The organism is Betaproteobacteria bacterium (genome assembly GCA_016791345.1).
GTDB lineage: Bacteria > Pseudomonadota > Gammaproteobacteria > Burkholderiales > JAEUMW01 > JAEUMW01.
In genome coordinates this window covers 1-7,041 of sequence record JAEUMW010000316.1, presented here as the reverse complement: position 1 = coordinate 7,041, position 7,041 = coordinate 1, and the positions used below count along the sequence as shown (strand labels likewise).

Here is a 7,041-nt window from a genome sequence, read left to right as displayed (position 1 = left end):
TCGAGCGCGTTCGTCCTGAGCGCTTCGCGCACGAGGTCCGCCAGCTCGGAAGTGCGCGTGATCGAGGGCGTCTGGCGCGGCTGCGCGACGCAGTAGCCTTCCTCCGTCAGGGCAGCGGCCTGGCACGCGGCATCTGCCAGGCGCACAAGCTGGGTCATGTCACCGGCGTGCTCCGGGAAATAGGCGATACCCACGCACGGGCGGAGCTGGAACTCGGGCTCGCCGGCGGAGTCGGGCACCTCCAGCTCGTGCACGATCCGGATGGCGGCAAGCACTGCCAGGCTCGCATTCCCGAGATCGGGGAGCACCAGCCAGATCTCGTCGCGGCTGACTGCGGCATAGCGGTCGACGGCACGCAGCAGCGCATCGAGACGATCGAGGACGTGCTCGAGGCGGGCTTCCGAGGCGGCCTTGCCCATGAGCGCGTCGAGACGGTCGGGGCGGCGCAGGTCGACGACCAGCAGCGCCAGCGTCCTCGTCGCCTCGGCGCGGGCGAGCATGGCACGCGTCGCGTACTCGAGCAGTGCGCGCGGCTCCAGCTGTCTCGGGCGCCGGTCCGGGCTGCGTAGCACCGGATCGAGGGCGACGATGGGAACCGACATCGGAGCTACCGAGCTGTCATCCGGACCGCGATCACGCCGCGCTCAGATAGCACGCGCTGGTGTCGAGGCCGTAGGCGCCAGCCGGCAGGCCGCGCCGCACCTGGATGCGGGCACCGGCCGGCAGGTTCGTGTCGTGCAGAAGGTCGAGCGTGCGAAACCGCTGCAGGGGCTGCTTGTCCGCCCCGGCGATGACCAGCACCGCCGGCTGCAGGCGGCGCACGCGGTTGTGGCGTATCACCACCGCCACTTCGCCCGACGAGAGTTCCACGAGCGAGCCGACCGGGAAGACGCCGATTCCCTGCACCAGCTTCTCGACCAGAGGCTGGGAGAAATGCTCTCCGCCCCATTTGTACAGGCGCATCATGGCGTCGCTCACGGACAGCGTCTCGGCGTAGGGACGCGGCGAGGTGAGTGCGGCGAAGCAGTCGGCGATGCCGGCCATGCGCCCGTAGACGCCGATCTCGTCGCCGCGCAGTCCCTTCGGATAACCGAGGCCATTGAGGCGTTCGTGATGCTGCGCGATGCCTTCGATGATGTCGGGATGCAGCGCCTTCGGCCCCGAGGAGACGACCTCCAGCCCGTAATCGACGTGGCGCTTCATGAGCTCGAACTCCTCGTCCGTCAGCCGTCCCGGCTTCTCCAGCAGGGTGCGGGGAAGCGCGGTCTTGCCGAGGTCCAGCAGCATGCCCATGGTGCCCAGATGGCCGAGCTGCGCCTTCGGGAAGCCGAGATGCCGTCCGAGCGCGAGCAGGTAGACGCCGACCTGGACGCCGTGCGAATAGACATCGCTGTGCTGCTGGCGCATGCGTGCGATCCACATCAGCGCGTCCGGATTGGCGATCATGCTGTCGACCATGTCGTTGACGACATCGTCGACACCCGCCACGTCGACGTGCGTCCCCGTGCGCATGTCCTGGGCGAGTCGATCCAGCGTCTCCCGGGCGCGCGTGAAGGACTTCTCGGCGCGCGGCAGTTCTTCGCGCACCGGACGCTGATCGGGGTAGATGATGAGCTTGACCCCGGGGGGCGCGAGAAAAGGATCGGGTCGCTGCACGGGTATCTCGTCGACCTCCGGCAGCGGCACGGCCGGCATGCGTGACCCGCGCCAGGTGCTGGCGATGCCGTCGAAGAGCCCTTTGAGCCTGGACAGCGGATTGAAACCTGTGCCCGCGTCCGGGTCGGACGCCATGGCGGGAGCGGCGGGGCGCCAATCTGCCGGAGAAACGCCCGCGATGGCGGCGCGCGGGCGGGGCGATGTGATCTTGATCCTGTCCGCTGCGTCCGGCAGGTCCGACGAAGCCCGGTCATCGTCGGTGACGGGCGCTCGCCCTCGGGCCGGAGCCGGGCTCGTGTGCGCACCGTGCGGCGCCGTCCTCGCCATCTCGACGGGCCGCCTGGTCGGTGTGCCCGGCACACCCGCCCCCTCGCCGGAAGCGCGCCGCGGGACCGGGATGATGGAACGCAACGGGTCGACATATACGTGATGGCAAAGCTGCTGCAGGGTCTCGATGTCGCCAGCGTCGTCCAGCAGGAACCCCTGGATCAGGAAGGGCGTGTCGAGCCAGGGACGGTCGAGGTCCTCGACGAACATTCCCGGACGCAGATCCTGGGCGAGTACTTCCAAGCTTTCCTGTGCCATGTGCTTTGAGACTTGCGGGGCGGGGCCCGGAGGAAGGCCGCGGACGTGGTGCTGGGCGCCCTGAGTACGGCGCGAGAGTGCCAGAAGCATGCCAGCGCGCTCGAATCCTCGACCGCGCCGCGGCGGGCGAGCGTCCATGCGCTCGGCAGGGTCTCCCGACCGCACTGCGAATTGGTGCGACGCGCAACCGAAAATTTCTCCGTCATGCTGACAACTTTGTGCGGTAAGCCTATGATCCTTGCCGAAGTCATGTGACGCTTGACTTCAACGCAAGGCAGGTCCGACGGGCTGATTGCGCGCCGATGGCGATCGCTGAAAGGCGCGGCTCGTAGCCTGCCGGGTGCATGACCTACAACGAGAATGCGCAGCGCCGTCGCGGAATCTTCCGCGATAGAGCCGGATCGTCGGCACGCCGCCTCTCCAGACGCGGTCTCCGATCGGGCTCGCCGCTGGCGTCCGCCAACATAAGGAGAAGGCGATGCCCTGGAATCAGGTCTACGATCCCCTCAACAACCCCTGGCTTTCGACGCTGTGCGCGGGACTGCCGATCCTCGTGCTGCTCGGCGGGATCGCCTTTTTCCACGTCAAGGCGCACATCGCCGCCATCCAGGGTCTGGTGGTCGCCCTGCTGGTCGCTGTCTTCATCTTCGGCATGCCGGGTTCGATGGCCGGCAAGACCGCAGTCTGGGGAGCCGCCTTCGGCCTGCTGCCGATCGGCTGGATCGTCCTCAACATCATCTTCCTCTACAACCTCACGAACGACGTCGGACTCTTCAACATCCTGCAGAAGAGCATCACCGGCATCACCGACGACCGTCGCCTGCAATTGTTGCTCGTGGCGTTCTGCTTCGGCGCCTTCTTCGAGGGCGCGGCCGGCTTCGGCACTCCGGTGGCGGTTACCGCTGCGATCCTGATGGGGCTCGGCTTCACTCCGCTCTCGGCGGCGGGGCTTTCACTCATCGCCAACACGGCACCGGTGGCATTCGGTGCGCTCGGCACGCCGGTCATCGTTCTCGCGGCGGTGACGGGGCTGGATCTGCTGCAACTGTCCGCGATGATCGGGCGGCAACTACCGTTTTTCTCCGTGATCGTGCCGTTCTGGCTGATCTGGGCCTTCGTCGGATTCAAGAACATGATGGAGATCTGGCCGGCGATCCTCGTCGCCGGAGTTGCCTTTGCCGTCCCGCAGTTTCTCGTCGCCAACTACCATGGTCCGTGGCTCGTGGATGTCGTGGCAGCGATCGTTTCCATGGCTGCGCTCGCGGGCTTCCTCAGGATCTGGCACCCGAAGCACATCTGGCACGAGGCGACGCGGACCGGTGGCACCATCACGCGTGAAGCGGCGGCCGAAGCGCGGGTGCACCACGGCTTCAGCGGCAGTGAGGTGTGGAAGGCCTGGATGCCGTGGGTCATCCTGAGCGTGCTCGTCTTCATCTGGGGGCTGCCGCAGATCAAGGACCTGCTGAACAACATCTCGGTCTTCAAGTTCCCCATCGAAGGCCTCGACAAGATGGTGATCCGCATGCCGCCGGTGGTGCCGAAGCCCGTGCCGGAGGCGGCGGTGTACACGCTCAACTGGCTGTCTGCGACGGGCACCGGCATTCTGATCGCATCCATCATCGCCGGCTTCGTGATGGGTTACTCGTTCCCGCAGATGGTGCGGACCTATCTCAAGACGCTCAACATCGTGAAGTACTCGCTGCTCACCATCGCGGCCATGCTGGCGCTGGGCTTCGTCACCAAGAGCGCCGGCATCGATTCCACCCTCGGCCTCGCGTTCGCCAAGACCGGCTGGCTGTATCCGTTCTTCGGCGCCATGCTGGGCTGGCTCGGCGTCGCCCTCACCGGTTCGGACACATCCTCCAACGTTCTTTTCGGCGGTCTGCAGCGAACCTCGGCGGAACAGCTCGGCATCTCGCCGGTGCTGATGGCGGCTGCCAACAGTTCGGGCGGTGTCATGGGCAAGATGATCGACGCGCAGAGCATCGTCGTCGCCTCGACCGCAACCAACTGGTACGGGCACGAGGGTGACATCCTGCGCTACGTCTTCTTCCACAGCCTCGCGCTGGCGATGCTGATGGGCCTCCTGATCATGGCGCAGGCTTACGTGAGCCCGTTCACTCTGATGGTCGTGGGCGGCTGACGCCGCAGCACCGTATCGGGCAACGGAGGCCTCGCCTGCACGGGCGGGGCCTCATCTTCTCCGCTCTAGCGTCAGGGGGCTCCGATGGACATGCAACTGCCGCCGTACGAGACGATCCAGCGCGAGGCCGCGAGCTTCATCCCCGCAGCGCGCCTCATCACCGACCCCCTGCGACGCTTGGCCTGGGGCACCGATGGCAGCTTCTACCGGCTGATTCCGCAGCTCGTCGTCGTCGTCGACTCCGAGGACGAGGTCGCGAAGATGCTGGCCCTCTGTGCCCACTATCGGGCGCCCGTGACCTTCCGCGCGGCCGGCACCAGCCTCTCCGGCCAGGCGGTGACCGACTCGGTGCTGCTGCTCCTCGGAGACAACTGGCGCCGCATCCGCGTCAGCGACGACGGCACACTGATCCACCTGCAACCCGGTGTGATCGGGGCCGCGGCCAATCGCCGCCTGGCTCCCCTCGGACGCAAGATCGGGCCGGACCCGGCGTCGATCGACACGGCGATGATCGGCGGCATCGCCGCCAACAACGCGAGCGGCATGTGCTGCGGGACGGCGCAGAACAGCTATCAGACCGTGCACGGCATGCGCGTGATCCTGGCCGACGGGAGCGTGCTCGACACGCGCGACCCCGCGAGCCGTTCCCACTTCCTTGCGGTCAAGGCGGAATTCGTCGCCCGGCTCGATGCGCTGGCCCGCGCGACGCGGGCGAACGAGGCGCTGGCCGCACGCATCCGCCACAAGTTCCGCATGAAGAACACCACCGGCTACAGCCTGAACGCGCTGGTGGACTTCGAGGATCCGCTCGACATCCTGGCGCACCTGATGATCGGCTCCGAGGGCACCCTCGGCTTCATCGCCGAGCTCTCTTACCGCACGGTGCCGGAATACGCCGACAAGGCGAGCGCGCTCATCCTCTATCACGACCTCAAGACCGCCTGCGAGGCCGTGCAACTCCTGAAGACGACGCCCGTGTCCGCCGTGGAGCTGGCCGATCGGCCGGCGCTGCGCTCGGTGCAGGGCAAGCCGGGATTGCCCGCGGGGATTCAGGATCTCGGCCCCGACGGCGCGGCGATCCTGGTCGAGACGCGCGCCGCGGATGCGGCCGAGCTCGCGCGCCAGATCGCGCAGATCGAGGAACGGCTGCGCCCGCTCGCGACGGCCCAGCCGATCGCCTTCACGGCCGATCCCGTCGAGATTGCCCGTTACTGGAGTGTGCGCAAGGGCATGTTCCCGTCTGTGGGCGCGGTGCGCAAGGTTGGCACCACGGTGGTGATCGAGGATGTCGCCTTTCCGGTGCCGCGGCTCGCCGAAGCGACGCTCGACCTGCAGGCGCTGCTGCGCGAGCACGGCTACCACGAGGCGATCATCTTCGGCCACGCGCTGGAGGGCAATCTACACTTTGTCTTCACCCAGGGCTTCGACGATCCGGCCGAGGTGGAGCGCTACCGCCGCTTCATGGACGCCGTCTGCCGCATGGTGGTGGAGAAGTATGACGGCTCGCTCAAGGCCGAGCACGGCACCGGCCGCAACATCGCGCCCTTCGTGGAACTCGAATGGGGCTCCGAGGCATATGGCCTGATGCGCGCGCTGAAGGACCTTTTCGATCCGGAGCGCCTACTCAACCCGGGCGTCATCCTGAACGACGACCCGCAGGCGCATCTCAAGAATCTGAAGCCGATGCCGGCGTGCGACCCGATCGTCGACAAGTGCATCGAATGCGGCTTCTGCGAGCCGAAATGCCCGTCGCGCGGACTCACGCTGTCGCCGCGACAACGCATCGTCGGCTGGCGCGAGATCACGCGCGTCGAGGCCGCCGGCGGCACCGGCGTCGAGGCGCTGCGCGGTCTGTACGATTACCACGGTATCGACACCTGTGCGGCGTGCGGTCTCTGTGCGACGGCCTGTCCGGTGGGCATCGAGACCGGTCAGCTCATTCTCGCGCTGCGCCGGAAGCGCGCAACCCCGCTCGCCCACCGTGTCGGTCAATCGATCGCCGACCATTTCGGGGCGGTGACGACGGGGCTGCGCGCAGGACTCGGGACTGCCGACGCGGCGCACGCCCTGCTTGGCACACGCGTCATGAAACGCACCGTTGACAGCATGCGCAGCCTGTCGGGCGGACGCATGCCGAAATGGTCGCCGACGCTGCCGCGCCCGGTCAGATTCGAACCGGAACCGTCGCTCCCGACCCACGGGCCGGGAGATCGCGTGGTCTACTTCCCGGGCTGCGTCACCCGCAACATGGGGCCGCAGCGTGGCGATGACACGCCGGACCCGTTGCCGGTGGTCGCGGAGCGTCTGTTCCGGAAGGCCGGCTTCGACGTTGTCTACCCGGAAAATCTGGGGCGGCTGTGCTGCGGCCAACCGTTCGACAGCCAGGGGCTGCGGAGCGTCGCCGAAAACAAGGCGAAGGAACTGGAGGCGGCGCTCGCAGCGGCGAGCGAAGGCGGGCGCTATCCGATCGTGTTCGATACCAGCCCCTGTGCGTTCACCACCAAGCGGATGGTGGAGGGGCGGCTCACCGTGCTGGACAGCGTGGAGTTCCTGCATCAGCACGTGGCGCCGCGGCTCGACTTCGAGCGGACGGACGAGCCGGTTGCGCTACACGCCGTGTGCAGCGTGCGCAAGATGGGGACGGTGGAACAACTCGC

At 67.4% G+C, this 7,041-nt stretch carries 4 protein-coding genes; 2 read left to right on the top strand and 2 right to left on the bottom strand.

Annotated elements, in window-relative coordinates:
• Positions 1-602 (bottom strand): diguanylate cyclase (locus JNK68_12545; protein ID MBL8541184.1); only part of this gene is annotated, 602 nt, incomplete at its 3' end.
• Positions 603-633: 31 nt separating this feature from the next.
• The gene (locus JNK68_12540) at positions 634-2,241 is read right to left on the bottom strand and encodes a DUF3391 domain-containing protein (GenBank protein ID MBL8541183.1); all 1,608 of its coding nucleotides are present in this window, start codon (positions 2,239-2,241) and stop codon (positions 634-636) included.
• A 478-nt stretch (positions 2,242-2,719) separates the two neighbouring features.
• Between JNK68_12540 and JNK68_12535 the strand changes: the two genes are divergently transcribed.
• Entirely contained in the window at positions 2,720-4,384 is a 1,665-nt protein-coding gene (locus JNK68_12535; protein MBL8541182.1) for an L-lactate permease, read from the top strand.
• Positions 4,385-4,474: 90 nt separating this feature from the next.
• Positions 4,475-7,041: FAD-binding oxidoreductase (locus JNK68_12530; protein MBL8541181.1), on the top strand; the 2,567-nt coding region annotated here is incomplete at its 3' end.